The organism is Mesorhizobium sp. NZP2298 (genome assembly GCF_013170825.1).
Classification (GTDB): domain Bacteria; phylum Pseudomonadota; class Alphaproteobacteria; order Rhizobiales; family Rhizobiaceae; genus Mesorhizobium.
The window spans coordinates 4,805,061-4,824,064 of the sequence record NZ_CP033365.1 but is presented as its reverse complement, the minus strand read 5'-3'; the positions used below and the strand labels follow the sequence as shown (position 1 = coordinate 4,824,064).

Genomic DNA, 19,004 nt, shown 5'->3' with positions numbered 1-19,004 from the left:
ACCACGAGCCCTTGGTGCTGACCAATGCGACACGATTGTGCCAGGCCGGCAGAAAGGGAGGCACCGTCCCGCCATGCCTATCCGGTCAGGGCTGCCCATTGCCGGAAAGAATTTGTGCAGCACCCCCGATTGCCACACGGAACGCCTCGTCGAAGCTGACGCCGCGGACCTCCCAGCGATAGGTCCTGCCGTGATCTGCCAGTCGCCAATCGGCGATCCACCCGAGCTCCTTGTCGCTCCATACGATGCTGCCGGCGAGCGCTTGCGCGCCACCGACCTGTTTGGCCAGCTGATCCAGCCTTGCCATGTCGTCGGTGCGCAGCCCTTTTTCGTCCAGCTCGGCCAACTGCGCAGCCTTCGGAAACGCGACATTCATCAATAGCGGATCGGCGGCATTGGCGAAAGACTCGCGCATCGTCTCGCCACGTTCCTCCTCGGCGCTTAGCAAAAAATGCCGAGCGCCCTGTTCGGTGCTGAGAAAGACGGCGAGCGTTGGTCGCTCGCCAGGCCAGGGCTTGCTGCCGAGCTGTGCGAGCAGCTTGTTGACCGTGGCGGGTTTGTAGAGACAAGTCAGATCATGCGGCCGGTCATGCGTGCCTTGCTCGTCATGGATCGGAATACCCTCCAGCCGGTCGTGGTAGCGGAAGGCGTCGACGAAATCGCCGGCCTTGTCCCGTAGTGCCAGCATTTCCGGCTTTTTCGGCAGCCGCTGATCCCCCGACACCTTGACCAGAACCCGGTCCAGGCAATCCCTGAAGCCTATCTGGCGGTTCTCCTCGCCCTGGCCGGTGACGATGGTCCGCGACTGGTAGAGATCGTCGGTCGTGACGGCGAACGCGGGACGCGGTGCAAGGCCGGCGATCATAAACCCGATCGTCAACAGCGCGGGACGGAGAAATCCGGACATGACCAACTGTCCCTGAAGCCGCTTGCGCGCGCACTATCGGCGCGTCGCTCGCGACGGTAGCCATCTTCGTAGCATTGCCAACCGCCGGCCGCCAAGGCCGTGGCGGAGAGGCCGCTGCCATTGACGCACCCATGCGCCGCCTTTAGCACTTCAGTCCCGCAGGCGGGGGGAAGGATTCTCTGGCGATGGATTTTGGTGGAGGCGACGAAATTCGCTTCGAACGGTTGGGCAGGGCCGGTGTCGTGACGCTGACGCGGCCGCAGGCACTCAACGCCGTCACCCATCGCATGGTCAAGGCGCTGGGTAAGGCCTTGCGTGCCTGGGAGCGCGATGACGGCGTGGACGTCGTCCTCGTCAAGGCCGAGGGCAGGGCGTTTTCGGCCGGTGGCGACATCCTGCATATCTACGAGGCCGGCCGGGCCGGAAAGCCGCCGGTCGAGTTCTTCGCCGACGAGTATCGGCTGAACGCCCGCATCAACAGCTTCAAGAAACCCTATGTCGCCCTCATCGACGGCATCGTCATGGGCGGCGGCGTCGGCATTTCCTTTCACGGTTCGCACCGGGTGATGACCGAGAATGCCCAGTTCGCCATGCCGGAGGTCGGTATCGGCTTCTTCCCCGATGTCGGCGCCAGCCATCTGCTGCCCGACCTTGGCGGCTCCTTCGGCATGTATCTGGCCCTGACCGGCAACCGCATCCGCTATGGCGACGCGCTGTGGTCGGGGCTCGCCACCCACACGATCAAGGCCGAAGACCAGGCCAGCTTCCTTGATCGGCTGGTGCTGACCGGCGATCCGGAATCGGTGCTGCGCGGTTTCTTTATCCAGGCAAAGCGGGAGACCGACAGGCCGACGCTGGAAGCGATATCGCGCCATTTCAACCAACCGTCGCTGAAGGATGTTCTCAACAGCCTGGATCGCGCGTCGGGCACCGATGAATTCGCGGCCAAGACGCTGGCGACGATCCGCATGCGCTCTCCGACCAGCCTTCGCGTCGCCTGGCGGCAGATCAGCGCCGGGCTGACATTGTCGATGGACGACTGCATGAAGATGGAATTTCGCATCCTCAACCGCATGCTTGCCGGCCATGATTTCTACGAAGGCATCCGCGCCGCCATCATTGACAAGGGGTCGAAGCCGCAATGGCGGCCGGCAAGCCTCGATGCGGTTGGCGAGGCGGACGTCGAGGCCTATTTCGCCCCGCTCGGTGAACGGGAACTCCAGGTATGAGCGAGGTGACGTCGCGACGCGTCGTACTCCAGCCCTCGACGGTCGAGGTCATCTTCGCCTGGTTTCAGCGCGTCATCGCCGGCTACTGCCTGCTGTTCGGCATCCTGTACTGGATCAAGCTGATCGGCTTTTACCCCGGATCGCTCTGGCGCTTCGACCTGATGCCGGTGCACTGGCAGGTGGCGGCGGTGATGCTCGCCGTGTTCTTCCCCTTCGCCGCCGCCGGGCTATGGATGCTGGCCTCCTGGGGGCCGGTGATCTGGTTCATCTGCGCGGTCACCGAAACCGTCATGTACGCCGGCTTTCCCGAGCTTTTCGGCCATCGGCTGCTGATCGTCGTCTCGCATGCGGCGGTGGCGCTGCTCTACATCGTCTTTCGCGTCGTCATCTACATGCAGAAACGCCCCGCGCGGCACTAAGCTCTTGCCGCCATTGACGACTTCGCGGCCACCTCGATCCGGCCTCGCGATCATTGCCTAAGCCTTTAGGTTAATTATCCTTGCTCGGGTGACCGTTCGTTAAGCCTCTTTCGAAACCTGTTACCGGTAAGCTCTTGTTAGCCCTAGCGTTTAAGTCGAATTTTATGAGTATTCGATAGTGTCGCGATCAAGGTGAAAAACAAAAAATCACCAGGGCGACAAACGAGAGGCAAAGACAATGATCAATTCGCGTCCGGCGGCGAAGACCGCCAACGTTTCCGACGATCGCCGCGAGGCTATCCGTTCCCTTTACATGGAATCGCTGCAGCTCGTCGAGCGGCTGCACCGCCGTCTGCTTGACGTGATCAAGGATGAATTCGACCGCAATGGCCGTTCCGACATCAATGCCATCCAGGCACTGCTGCTCTTCAACATCGGCAATTCCGAGCTGACCGCCGGCGAGCTGCGCTCGCGTGGCTACTATCTCGGCTCGAACGTGTCCTACAATCTGAAGAAGCTGGTCGATCTCGGCTTCATCAACCACCAGCGTTCGCGCATCGACCGCCGTTCGGTCCGCGTCTCGCTGACCCCGAAGGGCAACGAGGTGGCCGACGTCGTCGCCGGTCTCTATGAGCGCCATGTCGGCTCGATCGAGCAGGTCGGCGGCATCAACACCGACGAGTTCAAGCAGATGAACCGCGCGTTGCAGCGGCTCGACCGCTTCTGGAACGACACGATCGCATATCGGATGTAAGACGCCGCATCAGATCTGGCCCGCGCCACAGAAGCGCGGCCGAAATGGCGACCTCCAGTCAGGGCCGGTGCCGAAAAGCATCGGTCCCTTTCTTTTCGGGGCGCCGGCCCGACCGATTTGGGCGCAAGGCCACGTTGCCGCCATATTCCAGTGGAACCGAGGGTGGCAGTGATGCTGTCGTGAAGACCATGCGTCCACCCGCAACCGTATCGCGCCTCGTGCGTCTCTCGCCAACGTGATACGGGCCATGGTTGGCTAATTGTTAAGATTGCCAATTTTAGAGTGCGGGCGAGATCGCCCTATGATCGACGCAGCAAGTAATCGAACCGCTACCTATGTCTGGAACATCCATGAGAACCAGCCGCCGCCTTTTCCTTTCCGGAGCCTCGTTGCTCGCCGCCGCCATGGTGGCCGGCCGTGCGAGCGCGCAGGATGTGATCGGAGATATCCTGAAATCCTCGGCCCGCGGCAATTGGGACGACCAGTTCGACGCCCGCGCCAGCGAAGGTGGCAAAGTGGCTTCGACGCTGCCGATCTTCAGCCCGCAGACCGTTGCGTTCACGGAGCAGGCGGTCGCGCAATATCAGAACATTGTCGGGCAGGGCGGCTGGGTAGAGGTCCCCGCGACCAAGAAGCTGCAACTCGGCGTCGATGATCCCGATGTCGTGCCGCTGCGCAAGCGGCTCATGGTCGCTGGCGACCTTTCGCAGAGCGCCGGTATTTCGACGGCCTTCGATTCCTATGTCGACTCGGCGGTCAAGCGCTTCCAGCTGCGCCACGGCCTGCCCGCCGACGGCTCGATGGGCAAATACACTTATGCGGCGATGAACGTTTCGGCGCAGGTCCGGCTTGGCCAGTTGCAGACCAATCTGCAGCGGCTGAAGGAGAAGGCCGGCACGCTAGGCAGCCGCTATGTGCTGGTCGACATTCCGGCGGCGCAGGTCGAAGCGGTAGAGAACGACCGCGTCGTGCTTCGCCACACGGCAATCGTCGGCAAGATCGATCGCCAGACACCGATCGTCAATTCCAAGATCAACGAGATCATCGTCAACCCGTACTGGAACGCGCCGGTCTCGATCGTGCGCAAGGACATCATTCCGCTGATGCGGAAGGATCCCGACTATTTGAAGAACAGCCATATCCGCCTGTTCGCGCCGGACGGCAGCGAAGTCGATCCGATGAACGTCGATTGGTCGACCGATGATGCCGCCAAATACCGGTTCCGCCAGGATCCCGGTTCGGAAAACGCCATGGCCTCGGTCAAGATCAACTTCCCGAGCCCGGACGGCGTCTACATGCACGACACGCCCCAGCAGAGCTTGTTCGGCAAGATGATGCGCTTCGACTCCTCGGGCTGCGTGCGCGTCCAGAACGTGCGCGATCTCGTAACCTGGATCCTGCGCGACACGCCCGGCTGGGACCGTCAGCATTTCGAGGCGGCGATCAAGACCGGCCAGAACACGCCGATCCAGGTCACCAACCCGGTTCCGGTGCACTTCCTCTATCTCTCGGCATGGTCGACCGGACCCGGGGTGGTTCAGTTCCGCGACGACGTCTACGCGCTGGACGGCGCCAGCGAGTTGCAGATTACATCTTCGCTGTAAGGCTTTGATATTCATAACGAAAAGCCGCCGTCAGGCGGCTTTTTTGTTTGGCGAAAACGTCGTTAAATCAAGCGCTGGTTCACCAGCCGCGCCACCGCTTGCGCGCGATTGACGGCGCCGAGCTTGCGCCTGGCATTGTCGACATGGAAGCGCACGGTCGCTTCGGCAATGCCGAGAATGACCGAGATTTCCCAATCCGTTTTGCCTTCGGCGACAAGCGCCAGGGCATCACGCTCGCGCACCGTCAGCCGAACGATGGCGGCGGGCGGTGGCGTCGTCAGGTTCATCAGCCGTTCCGTCAGCACGAGACCGGCCATCTGGATGGCAAAACTCTCTTCTGCCGTGAATTCACGCTCGTGGAAGCCGAGATGCAGCGAGGCTATGGCGCCATCGGCGCCGTAGGAGGTGGAACACAGCGCATCATTGATCCCAGCCTCGCCGAGCGCTTCCCAATAGACGCCGAACTGTGGGCGGTCGCGCGGAGCGAAGTCGGAGAACCGGTAGCGCGTGCGGCTTTCGCGGATCGCGCCCAGCAGCGGGTTGCACTCGAAGCACACATAGTCGAACGCAGGGCTGCCTGGCCAGTCCGCCGGTGCCAGCCGGGTGATGAAGCCGCCGGCCGCCCAATGGCTGGCCGACGTCAGCGTCGCCGCCGGCCTTCGATAGAGGCGGGTCTGCAGATAGGAAGCGCCGAAGGTTTCCATCGCCGCGAAATAAGCGATGCTTGCATCCTCGGCTGTTTCCGACGCCAGGGCCGGTTCGGCATGTGCCATGATCCGCGACAGCATAGATCGAACCCCCGCTCGCCAGCCGTGGTGCACGGTGGCACAACCGCATATGACCCGCAAGGCTGCCACCTGGCGCAAGCCATCTGTCAACCTCGCGCTATCGGGAGGTTGATGCGGGAATATACTCGCTTATCCAGGAAAGGAGCGGCGCTGGCTTTCGTCATCCACGTCTGGATGTCTGGACATCGGCGCCCCGCATACGCACGTCGACCGCGGGGGGCTGGCGTGCGGCCGGCCACCTGGTGCCCCTAGGCAGCCTCGCGTTGACGCCAGGTGCCGGCTTTTTCTTACATTACCGGCATGCTTGCCCATGCGGTCGGCTCGCTCATGCCCTGAACTCGGCCCGGCCGTCGCCGCGCCGGCGCTGTCTGGACGCGAGGTCGACGATTGCGCATGGTTCGCGAAACAGCCGGAATCGCACCATGCAAGCCGCCATCTTTGTCCTCGTCGTACTCGTTTTCGTCGCCGTTTCCGGCGCGCTGGTGCGGCTGGTGCGGGTGCCGCTGCCGATCCTGCAGATTGCGATGGGCGCCGCGCTCGCATGGCCGGTGCGCGGCATCCATATCGAGATCGATCCGGAACTGTTCCTGCTGGTGTTCATTCCACCGCTGCTGTTCAGTGACGCTTTTGGCGCGCCCAAACGCGAGCTGATGGCATTGCGCGGACCCATCCTCGACCTTGCCATCGGCCTCGTCTTCTTCACCATTGTCGGCTTCGGCTATGCCTTGCACTGGCTTGTGCCGAGCATTCCGCTGGTCGTTGCCTTCGCGCTCGCGGCAGTCCTGTCGCCCACCGATGCGGTGGCCGTCTCCTCGATCGTCGACAGGAGCGTGGTCCCGGCGCGGCTGATGCACATTCTCGAAGGCGAGTCTCTGCTCAACGATGCGTCGGGCCTGGTCATGTTCCGCTTTGCCGTCGCGGCGGCATTGACCGGCAGTTTTTCCTTCGCCGAGGCGTCGCTGAGTTTCGTCTACGCCGTGGCGGTCGGCATCCTGGCTGGCGTGGCGGCATTGTTCGTCGCCGCCAAGGCGCTGCAACTCTTGAACCGCATCGGCGGTGTGCCGGCCGAGGCGCAGGTGCTGATAACTATCCTGCTTCCCTTCGTCGCCTATCTCGGCGCCGAGCACTTCGAGGCTTCGGGTATCCTGGCCGCGGTGACCGCTGGTCTGTTGACGGGGAGCACCGGCATATTCCGTTTCCTTGGAGTCTCGGCGCGCATGCAGACGATCTCGCTCTGGACGACATTTTCCTTCGTCTTCAACGGCGCGCTGTTCATCGTGCTCGGCCTGCAGCTTCCCGAAATCATCCGCAAGGTGCCACCGGAACTAGCCGGCAACTATCCACTCATTCAGCCGGTGCTGACCGTGATGGCGCTGACCTTGTGCCTGATCGCGCTCCGTTTCGTCTGGATCTGGATTGGCGACATCATGGCGGGGCTTGCGGCTCGGCTTGGCAAACGCAAGGCCGAGCCATTCGGCCTACGCGTGCGGCTCGCCGGGTCGGTGGCCGGCGTGCGTGGCGCCATTACGCTGGCCGGCATATTGTCGCTGCCGCTGGCCCTGCAGGACGGCTCGCCGTTTCCCGCGCGGGACCTTGTCATCTTTCTCGCCGCCGGCGTCATCATCTGCTCCCTGGCGATCGCCGGCCTGGCCTTGCCCGTCATCGCGCGCGGACTGGTCGAGCCCGGTGAAGACGCAGGCGCCGCCGAGGAACGCATGGCGCGTGTCGGCGCGGCGAAGGCCGCGATCGCCCACCTTGAAAGCATCGCGCAGACCGATGAAGAGGAGGGCGATGTGCCGGGCGTCAGGCTCGCCGCCGCCAACGGGATTGTCGCTTCCTACCGGCGGCGCATCGCGGCGGCCGACGAGGCCGATGAAGCGCGCGCCGAGATGCGCGAGGCAGGGAGGCTGGAGATCGATCTGAGGCTCGCCGGCATCGCCGCCGAGCGCGACGCCTTGCGCGCCATGCTTCGCCGTGGCGTGATCAACGATCACACCGCGCGGGCGTTGCTCACCGAGATCACGCTTACCGAAGCTCTTCTGGACGGCAGGCAGTCACGAAAATAGGGCCTGCGATTCCCAAGGGCCATGGATTTGCAACCTCTGCCGCAAACCGGCCAGCAAATTTCGCGCTGCAAACGTGGCGGGTCGAAAACAACTGTGTTAATGGCGCGGCAATGCGTGTCGCCCAAAAGTGTGCAGCGGTTTTGGGGCAACGGCATGCATGAACAAATTGCCCCCGAACCGAGGATTTCAGGCCATGGCAACAGCAGCGGCAGCGTCGAACAAATTCGAATCCTTCTTCGAAACCACGCTGGAAGACGCCGATCCGGAGATTTTCGGCGCCATCCGCAACGAACTCGGTCGCCAGCGCCACGAGATCGAGCTGATCGCTTCGGAAAACATCGTCTCGCGCGCGGTGCTCGAGGCGCAAGGGTCGATCATGACCAACAAATATGCCGAAGGCTATCCGGGCAAGCGCTATTACGGCGGCTGCCAGTTCGTTGACGTGGCCGAGGAACTGGCCATCGAGCGGGCGAAGAAGCTGTTCGGATGCAATTTCGCCAACGTCCAGCCGAATTCCGGCAGCCAGATGAACCAGGCGGTGTTCCTGGCGCTGCTGCAGCCCGGCGACACCTTTATGGGCCTTGATCTCAATTCCGGTGGCCATCTTACCCATGGCTCGCCTGTGAACATGAGCGGCAAATGGTTCAAGGTCGTCTCCTATGGCGTGCGCAAGGACGACCATCTGCTCGACATGGACGCGATCGAGAAGACCGCGCATGAGACCAAGCCGAAGCTGATCCTGGCCGGCGGCACCGCCTATTCGCGCATCTGGGACTGGAAGCGTTTCCGCGAGATCGCTGACGCGGTCGGCGCCTATCTGATGGTCGACATGGCGCACATTGCCGGCCTCGTGGCCGGCGGCGTGCACCCGTCGCCGCTGCCGCACGCGCATGTGGTGACGACCACCACGCACAAGTCGCTGCGGGGCCCGCGCGGCGGCATGATCCTGTGCAATGACGAGGACATTGCCAAGAAGATGAACTCGGCGGTGTTCCCCGGCCTGCAGGGCGGCCCGCTGATGCATGTCATCGCCGCAAAGGCGGTGGCCTTTGGCGAGGCGCTGAAGCCGAGCTTCAAGGTCTATGCCGAGAGCGTGGCCGCCAATGCCAAGGCGCTGGCTTCGAGCCTCAAGGAGACCGGTCTCGACATCGTTTCCGGTGGCACCGACAACCATCTGATGCTGGTCGATTTGCGCCCCAAGAACGCCACCGGCAAGCGCGCCGAGGCAGCTCTTGGCCGTGCCAACATCACCTGCAACAAGAATGGCATTCCCTTCGATCCGGAAAAGCCCTTCGTCACCTCCGGCGTTCGCCTCGGCACCCCGGCCGGCACAACGCGCGGCTTCGGCCAAGCCGAATTCCGCGAGATCGGCAAGCTGATCGCTGAAGTGCTGGATGGTCTCAAGGTCGCCAATTCCGACGAGGGCAATGCCGCGGTCGAGGCGGCGGTCAAGGCAAAGGTCGTGGCGCTGACCGATCGTTTCCCGCTCTATCCTTATCTCGGTTGATCATCCTTATCTCGATTGACCGGGCGCGAAGCGTCATCTCTTATTCGCCGGCGGTGCGTCGCCCTTGATCGGGTGACGCATGGAATTGGAGACTTGATGATGCGCAATTTTCGTCTCGCCCTGCTCGGCGTTGTCGGCTGGCTGGCCCTTTGCGGGTCCGCCCTGGCGCAGACACAGGCCGCCCCGGAGACGCCGGTTACCAACACCTTCGGCAAATGGACGACCATCGTCGATGTGCTCGACACCGGCCAGGATGCGAGCAAGACCTGTGCGGCTTCGACGGCGTTCTTCGATGCGAACGGCAATTCGGGCACGCTGACCTTGTCGATCTCGACCGGCGATGCGCTGCCGCCCGATGCCTATCCGGCCATCATGCTCACTGTCGACAACAAGGAGCTGCCGACCGGCAAGAAGATCGCGGCGACGTTCGGCGATCCCGGTGTCAAGATTTCGGCGACGGTCTATTCCAACGATGCCGTCATCGGCCGCCCGAGCTGGACGGTCGACAATCAGGCCAAGACCAGTCTCGCGCTGCTGCGTGCCATGCGCCAGGTTGTCTCGCTGGACGTGACTTTCGGCAAGCAGGCTGTCGCCAGTATCCCGATGGACGGCTTCACCAAGGCCTACCGCAACCTGGGCACGTCCTGCGGCTTTCCCACCAAGGACGTCGCGCCGTGACGGGAGAGCCGGATGCGCAATAGGGATTGCGGATGGACATTGCCTGGAAGGGCATGGTCGGCGGGCCGGTGACGCCGCCGACCGTCTGGGCGTCCAGACGGGCATCCTGCCGCTGGCGCCGATCTTTGCCGTCATTGCCTTGCTCGCCGTCGGCGCGACGCCTGCCTTGCAGGCATGAAGACAATTCCCGCCTATCTTGCCTTCGTTGGCGCCTGCTGGCTGTTTATCGGCAAGGTCGACTATCGCCTGGCCGTCGCCGGCGGCATTGCCGTCTGGCTGGTTGCCCGCTGGCAATCTTCCTCGCGCCTCGCTATCTCTGAAGAAACGGAACTGCTTCAATCCCGCCCAGAAAGGCTCTAAGCCTTTCGCCTCACCAGATTCGCGAACCCAAGGCTTTTCATGCGCTGTCCTTATTGTCAGTCCGAAGATACGCAGGTGAAGGATTCGCGCCCCGCCGAGGACGGCGCGGCGATCCGCAGGCGGCGTGTCTGCCCCGATTGCGGCGGACGTTTCACCACATTCGAGCGCGTGCAGTTGCGCGATCTGGTCGTGGTCAAGAAGTCAGGCCGGAAAGTGCCGTTCGACCGCGACAAGCTGCTGCGCTCGGTCGAGATCGCGGTACGCAAACGCAATGTCGATCCCGAGCGCATCGACCGCGCGGTGACCGGTATCGTGCGCCAGCTCGAAAGCTCCGGCGAGACGGAAGTGGCTTCCGGCGAGATCGGCCGGCTGGTCATGGAGGCGTTGAAATCGCTCGACGACGTTGCCTATGTGCGTTTTGCCTCTGTCTACCGCAATTTCCGCGAGGCCAAGGATTTCCACGAGTTGCTGGGCGAGCTGAAGGGCGACGAAGACAAGACTGAAGAGGACGCCGGCTGAGCATGGCAGCACCGCAACTGAGCGAGGCCGAACAAGCGGCCCTTGATCGCCGTTTCATGGCCGCGGCTCTGCGGCTTTCACGCAGGAATGCGGGCAGGACCTCGACCAATCCTTCGGTCGGCACGATCATCGTGCGCGATGGCGGCGCGGGGCCGATGATAGTCGGCACCGGTGTCACCGCCGTCGGTGGCCGTCCGCATGCCGAGACCGAGGCGCTGGCCGAGGCCGGCGAACTCGCGCGTGGCGCCACGGCTTACGTCACTTTGGAACCCTGCGCCCACCACGGCCGCACGCCACCGTGCGCGAACGCGCTGGTCAATGCCGGCATTGCGCGCGTCGTCGGTGCTGCCAGCGATCCCGATCCGCGCGTCTCCGGCAAGGGCTATGCCATTCTGCGCGCCGCCGGTGTCGAGGTGGTGGAGAAGGTGCTGGCCACGGAAGCAGCCGAACAGATGGCGGGCTATTTGATTCGATCTCTGCGAAAACGCCCGGAAGTGACGCTGAAGCTTGCGCTTTCGAGCGACGGCAAGATCGGCAGGAAAGGCGCTGGCCAGGTTGCGATCACCGGCGAGATCGCGCGTCGCGACGTCTATCTGATGCGCGCGGAGTCGGACGCCATCCTGATCGGCATCGGCACGGCACTGGAAGACGATCCGGCGCTGACCGTGCGCCTGCCGGGTTTGGAAAACCGTTCGCCAGCGCGCATCATCCTCGATCGTCAGATCCGGCTCCCGGAAGCCTCGAAGCTGGTTTCCGGTGTCGACCGGGTGCCGCTCTATGTCGCTGCCTGTCTTGAGGCTGATCCGCACCGTCGCGCTGCGCTTGAACGCGCCGGCGTGCGCTTCATCGGCACCGAAACCCATGACGGCGTCGTCGCCTTGCCGGAACTGCTCGAAGACCTGGCGGCGCTCGGCATGGCAAGCGTGCTGGTCGAAGGCGGCGCCCAGGTCGCCAAGGCATTCCTGGACGAGGGCCTGGTCGACCGCATCGTGTTGTTCCAGGGACCGGAGGCGATTGGCGAGGATGGCATTGCATCGCCGGTCGATGCCGACCATATCCCGGCTGGCTTTCGCAAGCTGCGCGAGATGCGCTTCGGCGAAGACAGCTACGCCGAATGGGTAAGAGACATTTAGGGATCAATCGATGTTCACCGGAATTGTCACCGATATCGGCACCGTTGCGGCCGTCAAGCCGCTCAGCGAAGGCGTCGGCCTGCGCATCGATACCGCCTATGATCCCGAGACCATCGCCATAGGCGCCTCGATCTCCTGCGGCGGCGTCTGCCTGACGGTCACGGCTTTGCCCGAACATGGCTCGAACGCGCGCTGGTTCGAGGTCGAAGCCTGGGAAGAGGCCTTGCGGCTGACCACGGCCTCGGGCTGGAAATCCGGCACCAAGGTCAATCTCGAGCGGGCGCTGAAGATCGGCGACGAACTCGGCGGCCACATCGTGTCGGGCCATGTCGACGGCACTGCCGAGATTGTCGAGCGCAAGGACGAGGGCGACGCGGTGCGCTTCACGCTGGAGGCGCCGCGCCATCTGGCGAGATTCATCGCGCCGAAGGGCTCCGTCGCGCTCGACGGCACCTCGCTCACCGTCAACAAGGTGGAGGGTACCCGCTTCGACGTGCTGCTGATCCATCATTCGCTGACCGTCACCACCTGGGGCGAGCGCAAGGTCGGCGACCGCGTCAATCTCGAGATCGACACCATGGCCCGCTACGCCGCGCGGCTGGCGGAGGCGGCGAAAGAGGGGCTCTAGAAGTCTGGCGGATCGGCCGGTCCAAGGTGTCTCATGCGCTTCCAGCAATCTTCCGCTTGCGATCAATCCGGCTTCGGCCTAAGTCACCGGCAACCCCCCGGAGATTTTTATGGCAGGCACATCCCAACACGGCAAAGCCTTCATTCGTCCGAAGACGAAGGCGCATCTGCTGATTGTCGAAGCGCGCTTCCACGACGACCTTGCCGACGCGCTGCTCGAAGGCGCGACAAGCGCGCTCGATGAAGCGGGCGCGACCTACGACGTCATCACCGTTCCAGGTTCGCTCGAGATTCCCGCGGTCATTACCTTCGCGCTGGACGGCGCGGCTGAAGGCGGCACGAATTACGACGGCTTCGTTGCGCTCGGCACCGTCATTCGCGGCGACACCTATCATTTCGACATAGTCGCCAATGAATCCAGCCGCGCGCTGATGGACCTTTCCGTGCAGGACTCGGTCTGCATCGGCAACGGCATCCTGACCACCGAGAACGACGCGCAGGCGTGGACGCGGGCCAAGCGCTCGGAGGGTGACAAGGGCGGATTTGCCGCGCGTGCGGCGTTGACCATGATCGCCCTCAAGGAACGAATGGGAGCGCGATCGTGAGCGAACCCGATTCGCCCGGACAGCCCGCGATACGCCACGCCAACAAGCGCGGTGCTGCCCGTCTGGCTGCCGTCCAGGCGCTCTATCAGATGGATGTCGCCGGCAGCGGTGTCTTCGAGATCACCGCCGAATACGAGGCGTTCCGGCTTGGCAAGGAAGTCGACGGCGCGCTTTATCGCGAGGCGGATGCGCAATGGTTCCGCGCCATCCTGACCGGCGTCGTCGAGAACCAGAAGACCATCGATCCGGTCATCCGCCAGGCGCTTACCGATGATTGGCCGCTGTCTCGGCTCGATTCGACGCTGCGCGCCATTATGCGCGCCGGCGTCTATGAATTGATGAAGCGCGAAGACGTGCCGGTGGCGGTCATCGTTTCGGAATATGTCGACATCGCCAAGGCTTTTTACGAGGAAGACGAGCCGAAGCTGGTCAATGCCGTGCTCGACCGCGTGTCACGCCGGGTGCGCGGCGAGGGGCGCGGCAAGGACGCATCGTGACAGCCATCAACGTCGAGGTGGGCAAGGACGCGCGGCACACCGCTTTGATCCTCGCCGCCTCGCAGGCGATTATCGGCTCGGCGGCACCCATAGCCATCTCCATGGGCGCACTGGCCGGGCAATATCTGCTCGGCGCCGACAAGTCGCTGGCGACGGCGCCGATCACTGGCTTCAACCTTGGCGTGGCGCTCGGCGCTTTGCCGGCCGCGGCCATCATCCGCCGGCTGGGCCAGCGCGGCGGCTTCATGACCGGAACCGTCGTCACCGCGCTTGGCGGCCTGATCGCCACTCTGGCGCTTTTCCACGGCAGTTTCTGGCTGTTCGCGTTTGCGCTGCTCGTGATCGGCATTGGCGGTGCCTTCGTCCAGCAGTTCCGCTTCGCCGCCGCTGACAACGCGCCGCCGGAGTTCAAGGCGCGCGCCATCTCTTTCGTGCTGGCCGGCGGCATCGTCACCGCCATCCTTGGGCCGCAGATCGTCATCTTCACCCGTGAACTGTTCGCGCCGGTGATGTTTGCCGGGTCGTTCGCCGCTATCCTGCCGCTTGCCGCGGTTGGAGCCGTTATCCTGTCGTTTCTGCGCTTGCCGGCAAAGGCCGCTAGCAGGGTTGATGTTGCCGCCGGCGATGCCAGACCCCTGGCCGAAATCGTCACCAGGCCGCGCTTCGTCGCCGCACTGTTCTGCGCCGTCGGCTGCTATGCGCTGATGAGCTTCGTCATGACCGGCGCGCCGCTGGCCATGGTCGGCTGCGGCCTGTCGGAGAATGATGCGACGCTGGGCATTTCCTGGCACGTCATGGCGATGTTCGCGCCGAGCTTCTTCACCGGCTCGCTGATCCATCGGTTTGGCGCCGAGCGGATCGTCGCCACTGGCTTGCTGCTACTGATTGGCTGCGCAGCAGTAGCCTTGTCGGGCCTGGCGCTGTGGCAATTCTGGACGTCGCTTATCCTGCTCGGTCTCGGATGGAATTTCGGCTTCATCGGCGCCACCGCCATGGTCGCTGCCAGCTACCGGCCGTCGGAAAAGGGCAAGGTGCAGGGTTTTCACGACTTCGCCCTGTTCGGCTCAGTCGCCTGCGCGTCGCTGCTGTCGGGCATGGTCTACAATGCCTGGGGCTGGGAGATGCTGAATTGGATGATCTTTCCGGTCACCGTTCTGTGCTTTTTGGCACTTGGTACGTTGAAGCTGACGGGCCCGCGCAAATCCGACGCCTGAGCCTCGACTTGACGTGACATGATGCTGTCAGGATCGCTTCCGTCGAAGTCGCCGTTTCAGAACAAAATTATTGCGCTGATACCCACTCTTATGAAACCGTATGCCCCGACGCCGCGTTTGGGCCATGCTCATATGCGGGCACCGTATTTCGGTTCATAGCAAGGGATTTTCACAATGTTTTCAACCAAGGCTCTGGCTGGCGCGGCGCTCGCGCTCGGCATCACGGCAGCTTCCGCCAGTGCCCAGGTGGTCGTCTCCTCGAAGATCGACACCGAGGGCGGCGTGCTCGGCAACATCATCCAGCTCGTTCTCAACGCCAACAACATCAAGACTACGGACCGCATCCAGCTGGGCGGCACGCCGGTGGTGCGCAAGGCGATCACCGCCGGCGAGATCGATATCTACCCCGAATACACCGGAAACGCCGCCTTCTTCTTCGAAAAGGCCGATGACCCGGTCTGGAAGGATGCCGCCAAGGCCTATGAGACGGCCAAGAAGCTCGACTATGACGCTAACAAGATCGTCTGGCTGTCGCCGGCGCCTGCCAACAACACATGGGCGATCGCGCTACGCAAGGAAGTGACGGACGAGAACAAGCTCGTCACCCTGTCGGACTTCGGCAAATACGTCGCCGGCGGCGGCAAGGTGGTGCTGGCGGCTTCCTCCGAGTTCGTCAATTCGGCTGCGGCCCTTCCGGCCTTCCAGACCACCTACGGCTTCACGCTGAAGCCGGACCAACTGATCACGCTCTCGGGCGGCGACACGGCGGCGACCATCGCCGCGGCAGCGAACCAGACCAGCGGCGCCAACGCTGCCATGGTCTATGGCACCGACGGCGGCATCGCGCCGTCCGGCCTGGTCGTGCTCGAGGACGACAAGGGCGTGCAGCCTGTCTACCAACCGGCCCCGATCATCCGCGAATCCGTGCTCAAGGAACATCCCGAGATCGAGACGCTGCTGAAGCCGGTCTTCGCCAAGCTCGATCTCGTCACGCTGCAGGAACTGAACGGCCGCGTGCAGGTCGGCGGTGAGCCGGTCAAGGGCGTCGCCGAGGACTTCCTGAAGAAGAACGGCTTTCTGAAGTAGGGCGATTCCGGCGCGCCGCATGCGTGGCGCGCCGGAACGACCGACGGGGGAGGGCGTGAATATCCGTTTCGACAAGCTCGGCGTGGTCATCGCCGCGATCGCCGCCTATGCGGCGTTCCTCGCCCCCTTCGCCACGTTCCGCGCCAACCGGATCGTTCCGGGCCAGGCGCGTTCGATTCTCGAGGCGCTGCCGGCAACCGCCGGGGCATTGCTTTTGGCTGTCGTGGTCGTCGCCGCGCTCATAGCACTTTTCAGGACACCGCTTGTGCTGCGCCTTGCCGCCGGCGTGGTCGCGCTTGCCGCGCTCGCGCTGCTCGTCGGCGTTGCCGGCACGTTCTTGACGCCGGCCGGCAACACCTTTGCCAGAGTGTCTCCGGCCTCCGGTTTCTGGATTCTCATCTTTGCCTTCACGCTCTTGCTGGCCGACGTGCTGACGCGCCTGAATTTGTCGCCCTCGGCACGTGTCGGTGTGCTGGTCGCCGCCGCTGTAGCGATCGGCCTGCTTCTGGTGTCGGGGGCCTGGAACGACCTTTCCATCCTCAAGGAATATGCCAACCGTGCCGACAGTTTCTGGGCCGAGGGCTCCAAGCACGTGACGCTGGCGCTTGGCTCGCTGGCCGCGGCAGTGATCGTCGGCCTGCCGCTCGGCATCCTTTGCCACCGTGTCGAAAAGCTGCGTGCCGGCGTGCTCAACGTGCTCAACATCATCCAGACCATTCCTTCGATCGCGCTGTTTGGCCTGCTGATCGCGCCGCTCGGCTGGGTCGCCGAGCATGTGCCGGGAGCTGCCGCGCTCGGCATTCGCGGCATCGGCACCGCACCTGCCTTCGTCGCCCTGTTCCTCTATTCGCTGCTGCCGGTGGTGGCCAACACGGTTGTCGGTCTCGCCGGCGTGCCGCGTGCCGCCAACGACGCCGCGCGCGGCATGGGCATGACGGACCGCCAGCGCCTGTTCGGCGTCGAATTTCCGCTGGCCTTTCCGGTGATCCTCACCGGCATCCGCATCGTGCTGGTGCAGAATATCGGCCTTGCCACCATCGCCGCGCTTATCGGTGGCGGCGGATTCGGTGTGTTCGTCTTCCAGGGCGTTGGCCAGACAGCGATGGACCTGGTGCTGCTTGGCGCGGTGCCGACGGTCGCGCTCGCCTTCGCCGCGGCCATCATCCTCGATGCGGTGATCGAAATGACCGCCACCAGGCGCAGGGTTGAAACGGCATGATCGAGATCGAAGGCATTACCAAGCGCTATGATGCGACCACCGTGGTCGACGACGTGTCGATGGTCATCGAGCCACGCACGGTTTGCGTCATTGTCGGCACCTCCGGCTCCGGCAAGACGACGTTGCTGCGCATGATCAACCGGCTGGTCGAGCCAACCGCCGGCATCATCAAGCTCGACGGCGCCGACAATCGTTCGGTGCCCGGCTACGAACTGCGCCGCAGCATCGGCTATGCCATCCAGGGCCATGGCCTGTTTCCGCATCGCACCGTGGCCCAGAACATCGCCACCGTGCCGGTGCTGCTCGGCTGGGACAAGGCCCGCATCAAGGCTCGCGTCGACGAGCTGATGACGCTCTACCAGCTCGATCCCGAGGCGTTCGGGCCGCGCTATCCGCACGAATTGTCGGGCGGCCAGCAGCAACGTGTCGGTGTGGCCCGGGCGCTCGCCGCCGAGCCCAACGTGCTTCTGATGGACGAACCGTTCGGCGCACTCGATCCGATCATCCGCACCAAGGCTCAGGAAGATCTGCTGGCGATCCAGAAGCGCTTCGGCACCACCATCATTCTTGTCACTCACGACATGGAAGAGGCCGTGCATCTGGGCGACAAGATCGCTGTCATGGATGCCGGCAAGCTCGTGCAATACGCCAAGCCCGCCGAGATCCTGGCAAACCCGGCCAGCAGCTTTGTCGAGACCCTGGTTGGCGCCAGCGAGAGGCCATTCAGGCTGTTGTCGCTCGGGCGGGTGCGTGACGCGGTGGAAAAGGGCACCGCCGATGGCGAGGCGATCCCCGGCGACGCAAGCCAGCGCGATGCGCTTGCCGAACTCCTGTGGTCGGGCCGACCGGCGCTGCCGGTAAAAGGCGCCGACGGCAAACTGCTCGGCCGCGTCACGGTGGACGGGCTGGTCAAGCGCGCGGCGAGGCCGGCATGAAAGCCTGGCTGCCTCTGCTGCTGAGGCTTGCCTTGGTGGTGGTGCTGGTGGCCTTTGTCACCAGTCCAGGCTGGTTCGAGCCACTGCTCAAGCCGCTGACCGAAAACAACGCTCCCGCGATCTACAATCAAGGCAGCCTGCTGACGCTGACGCTGCTGCATTTGCGCACCGTGCTGATCGCCACCGTCGCCGCTACCATCGTTGCCGTGGCTCTGGCCATCCTCGTCACCAGGCCAGCCGGCGCCGAATTCCTGCCGCTGTCGCGCAGCCTGGTCAACATCGGCCAGACCTTTCCGCCGGTGGCTGTGCTGGCGCTAGCCGTGCCGGCTGTCGGCTTTGGCGAGAAGCCGACGCTGATCGCGCTGTTTCTCTATGGTCTGCTGCCGATCTTCGAGAATGCTCTGACCGGACTGACGACGCTGCCGGCCAATGTCATGGAGGCGGCGCGTGGCGCCGGCATGACCGGCTGGCAAAGGCTCACCAAGGTCGAACTGCCGCTGAGCGCGCCGATCATCCTGGGCGGCATCAGGCTGTCGGTGGTGATCAGCCTCGCCACGGCCACCATCGGCTCGACCGTGGCGGCCAAGACGCTGGGCGAGGTGATCATAGCCGGGTTGTTGTCCAACAACCTTGCCTTCATCCTGCAGGGTGGCCTGATCGTGGCGGCCCTTGCAGTGCTGATCTATGACGGTCTGTCGGCGGTCGAACGCTACACCGCACGCCGAATGGGCCGCGAGGCGGAATAGTCCCAAGCGGTGCTGTCGGAATGATTCCCTAGCGTCATTTCAATCGATCTAAATGAACGGCCCATGCGGGCATTGTGGTCGCGGCTTTGTCTTTTGGGCGAAAGCCGGGCA

20 protein-coding genes are annotated in these 19,004 nt (G+C 63.7%); 18 read left to right on the top strand and 2 right to left on the bottom strand.

What is annotated here, in order from left to right:
- Positions 1-85 precede the first annotated feature (85 nt).
- Positions 86-907 carry a DUF2066 domain-containing protein gene (locus EB231_RS23500; RefSeq protein WP_172350913.1) on the bottom strand — a complete coding sequence of 274 codons (822 nt, stop codon included), beginning with the start codon at positions 905-907 and terminating at the stop codon, positions 86-88.
- 185 nt (positions 908-1,092) lie between these two features.
- On the opposite strand from EB231_RS23500, the gene EB231_RS23495 reads away from it, so the two are divergent.
- From EB231_RS23495 to EB231_RS23480, 4 genes are all read left to right on the top strand, one after another.
- Complete coding sequence (locus EB231_RS23495) at positions 1,093-2,136, top strand: enoyl-CoA hydratase/isomerase family protein (RefSeq protein WP_172350912.1); 1,044 nt, start codon at positions 1,093-1,095, stop codon at positions 2,134-2,136.
- The gene (locus EB231_RS23490) at positions 2,133-2,555 is read left to right on the top strand and encodes a DUF6163 family protein (protein ID WP_172350911.1); all 423 of its coding nucleotides are present in this window, start codon (positions 2,133-2,135) and stop codon (positions 2,553-2,555) included. The genes EB231_RS23495 and EB231_RS23490 overlap by 4 nt, the downstream gene beginning before the upstream one ends.
- A gap of 238 nt (positions 2,556-2,793) precedes the next feature.
- Positions 2,794-3,309 carry a transcriptional regulator LdtR gene (gene ldtR / locus EB231_RS23485; RefSeq protein WP_013896002.1) on the top strand — a complete coding sequence of 172 codons (516 nt, stop codon included), beginning with the start codon at positions 2,794-2,796 and terminating at the stop codon, positions 3,307-3,309.
- A 350-nt stretch (positions 3,310-3,659) separates the two neighbouring features.
- Complete coding sequence (locus tag EB231_RS23480; RefSeq protein ID WP_172350910.1) at positions 3,660-4,913, top strand: L,D-transpeptidase family protein; 1,254 nt, start codon at positions 3,660-3,662, stop codon at positions 4,911-4,913.
- Positions 4,914-4,975: 62 nt separating this feature from the next.
- Here EB231_RS23480 and EB231_RS35555 read toward each other — a convergent pair whose 3' ends face one another.
- A complete protein-coding gene (locus EB231_RS35555; RefSeq protein ID WP_172350909.1) occupies positions 4,976-5,701 on the bottom strand; it encodes a helix-turn-helix transcriptional regulator in 726 nt (241 codons plus the stop codon).
- A 422-nt stretch (positions 5,702-6,123) separates the two neighbouring features.
- Here EB231_RS35555 and EB231_RS23470 point away from each other — a divergent pair, with 422 nt between their 5' ends.
- The 14 genes from EB231_RS23470 (at position 6,124) to EB231_RS23405 (ending at position 18,893) form a co-directional block, all read left to right on the top strand.
- Positions 6,124-7,767, top strand: coding sequence for a Na+/H+ antiporter (locus EB231_RS23470; RefSeq protein ID WP_172350908.1), 1,644 nt, complete (start codon positions 6,124-6,126; stop codon positions 7,765-7,767).
- Positions 7,768-7,960: 193 nt separating this feature from the next.
- Entirely contained in the window at positions 7,961-9,274 is a 1,314-nt protein-coding gene (gene glyA / locus EB231_RS23465; protein ID WP_015318249.1) for a serine hydroxymethyltransferase, read from the top strand.
- 99 nt (positions 9,275-9,373) lie between these two features.
- The gene (locus EB231_RS23460) at positions 9,374-9,952 is read left to right on the top strand and encodes a hypothetical protein (protein ID WP_172350907.1); all 579 of its coding nucleotides are present in this window, start codon (positions 9,374-9,376) and stop codon (positions 9,950-9,952) included.
- Between the two features lie 174 nt (positions 9,953-10,126).
- Positions 10,127-10,312 carry a hypothetical protein gene (locus EB231_RS35210; protein WP_246740699.1) on the top strand — a complete coding sequence of 62 codons (186 nt, stop codon included), beginning with the start codon at positions 10,127-10,129 and terminating at the stop codon, positions 10,310-10,312.
- Between the two features lie 39 nt (positions 10,313-10,351).
- Positions 10,352-10,831 carry a transcriptional regulator NrdR gene (nrdR, locus tag EB231_RS23450; protein ID WP_172350906.1) on the top strand — a complete coding sequence of 160 codons (480 nt, stop codon included), beginning with the start codon at positions 10,352-10,354 and terminating at the stop codon, positions 10,829-10,831.
- 2 nt (positions 10,832-10,833) lie between these two features.
- Positions 10,834-11,964 (top strand): bifunctional diaminohydroxyphosphoribosylaminopyrimidine deaminase/5-amino-6-(5-phosphoribosylamino)uracil reductase RibD, encoded by a 1,131-nt coding sequence (gene ribD / locus EB231_RS23445; RefSeq protein WP_172350905.1) that lies wholly within the window; start codon positions 10,834-10,836, stop codon positions 11,962-11,964.
- Between the two features lie 10 nt (positions 11,965-11,974).
- The gene (locus EB231_RS23440) at positions 11,975-12,592 is read left to right on the top strand and encodes a riboflavin synthase (protein WP_172350904.1); all 618 of its coding nucleotides are present in this window, start codon (positions 11,975-11,977) and stop codon (positions 12,590-12,592) included.
- Positions 12,593-12,701: 109 nt separating this feature from the next.
- Complete coding sequence (gene ribH / locus EB231_RS23435) at positions 12,702-13,196, top strand: 6,7-dimethyl-8-ribityllumazine synthase (RefSeq protein WP_172350903.1); 495 nt, start codon at positions 12,702-12,704, stop codon at positions 13,194-13,196.
- Positions 13,193-13,693 carry a transcription antitermination factor NusB gene (gene nusB, locus EB231_RS23430; protein WP_172350902.1) on the top strand — a complete coding sequence of 167 codons (501 nt, stop codon included), beginning with the start codon at positions 13,193-13,195 and terminating at the stop codon, positions 13,691-13,693. Before ribH ends, nusB begins: the two co-directional genes overlap by 4 nt.
- The gene (locus EB231_RS23425; RefSeq protein ID WP_172350901.1) at positions 13,690-14,907 is read left to right on the top strand and encodes an MFS transporter; all 1,218 of its coding nucleotides are present in this window, start codon (positions 13,690-13,692) and stop codon (positions 14,905-14,907) included. The genes nusB and EB231_RS23425 overlap by 4 nt, the downstream gene beginning before the upstream one ends.
- 174 nt (positions 14,908-15,081) lie before the next feature.
- Positions 15,082-15,993: a glycine betaine ABC transporter substrate-binding protein OsmF gene (gene osmF, locus EB231_RS23420; protein WP_172350900.1), complete on the top strand. Its 912-nt coding sequence runs from the start codon at positions 15,082-15,084 to the stop codon at positions 15,991-15,993.
- A 19-nt stretch (positions 15,994-16,012) separates the two neighbouring features.
- Entirely contained in the window at positions 16,013-17,212 is a 1,200-nt protein-coding gene (locus EB231_RS23415) for an ABC transporter permease (RefSeq protein WP_172350899.1), read from the top strand.
- Positions 17,209-18,147 carry an ABC transporter ATP-binding protein gene (locus EB231_RS23410; protein WP_172350898.1) on the top strand — a complete coding sequence of 313 codons (939 nt, stop codon included), beginning with the start codon at positions 17,209-17,211 and terminating at the stop codon, positions 18,145-18,147. The genes EB231_RS23415 and EB231_RS23410 overlap by 4 nt, the downstream gene beginning before the upstream one ends.
- Positions 18,144-18,893 carry an ABC transporter permease gene (locus EB231_RS23405; RefSeq protein ID WP_172350897.1) on the top strand — a complete coding sequence of 250 codons (750 nt, stop codon included), beginning with the start codon at positions 18,144-18,146 and terminating at the stop codon, positions 18,891-18,893. Before EB231_RS23410 ends, EB231_RS23405 begins: the two co-directional genes overlap by 4 nt.
- The last annotated feature ends 111 nt before the right edge of the window (positions 18,894-19,004 follow it).